Origin of the sequence: Erysipelothrix sp. strain 2 (EsS2-7-Brazil) (assembly GCF_016617655.1) — a bacterium.
Taxonomy (GTDB): domain Bacteria; phylum Bacillota_I; class Bacilli_A; order Erysipelotrichales; family Erysipelotrichaceae; genus Erysipelothrix; species Erysipelothrix piscisicarius.
In genome coordinates this window covers 1-782 of the sequence record NZ_SCFT01000004.1, presented here as the reverse complement: position 1 = coordinate 782, position 782 = coordinate 1, and the positions used below count along the sequence as shown (strand labels likewise).

Annotated in this window: 2 protein-coding genes; one reads left to right on the top strand and one right to left on the bottom strand. The window is 34.4% G+C overall.

Going from position 1 to position 782, the window contains the following annotated elements; all coding sequences use genetic code 11:
• Positions 1-544 (top strand): InlB B-repeat-containing protein (locus EPJ90_RS02675; RefSeq protein WP_200542537.1); only part of this gene is annotated, 544 nt, incomplete at its 5' end.
• Positions 545-682: 138 nt separating this feature from the next.
• Here the strand turns inward: EPJ90_RS02675 and EPJ90_RS02670 are convergent.
• Positions 683-782, bottom strand: a 100-nt coding sequence (locus tag EPJ90_RS02670) for an IS3 family transposase (RefSeq protein WP_200542536.1), incomplete at its 5' end; no start/stop codon positions are given.

Here is a 782-nt window from a genome sequence, read left to right as displayed (position 1 = left end):
AGATGGAATTCAGGATGAAAACAGTTTTAAAGACCAAGTTTATCAAGAACTGGAAAAAGGAAGTGCCACACCTAAATATGTTGGAAACTTGAGTCGTGTAGGATACCAATTTAAGGGGTGGAGTCCATCGATCTCTGAAACGGTGACAGAGGATGCTATTTATGTAGCACAGTGGGAAGCCAATCCAATATATAAAAAAACATACAATGTTACATATAAAGATGGAATTCAGGATGAAAACAGTTTTAAAGACCAAGTTTATCAAGAACTGGAAAAAGGAAGTGCCACACCTAAATATGTTGGAAACTTGAGTCGTGTAGGATACCAATTTAAAGGGTGGAGTCCATCGATCTCTGAAACAGTGACAGAGGATGCTATTTATGTAGCGCAGTGGAAAAAAATTGGTGTAGTAACTGAAGAAAAAGAAAAGTTGCCTCCGACAGGAGTTTCAAATAGAGCGCTTGTTGAGATAGGAATAGGTATTCTATTCATAGCAGCCATTCCATTATTAATCAGTTTTAGACAAAAGCGAGTAAAATTGTAGGTAAATAGTTATAGTTATGAATCTATGAGCCATTAAGATTAGATTATTAAAAAGATTCTTATTTAGATTATACTATTGTGGAGTAGTAAACTAAAAGTAGACAAGTAAAAATGAACTGCCCCCAATATCTTGGACGGTTTAATTAAGAGTTAAACTAAAGGATTGATTTCTGTACTGTGCAGGAGTCAGTCCTTTTAGTTTGCTCTTAATTCTTTTGTTATTATAATAGTCGATATAT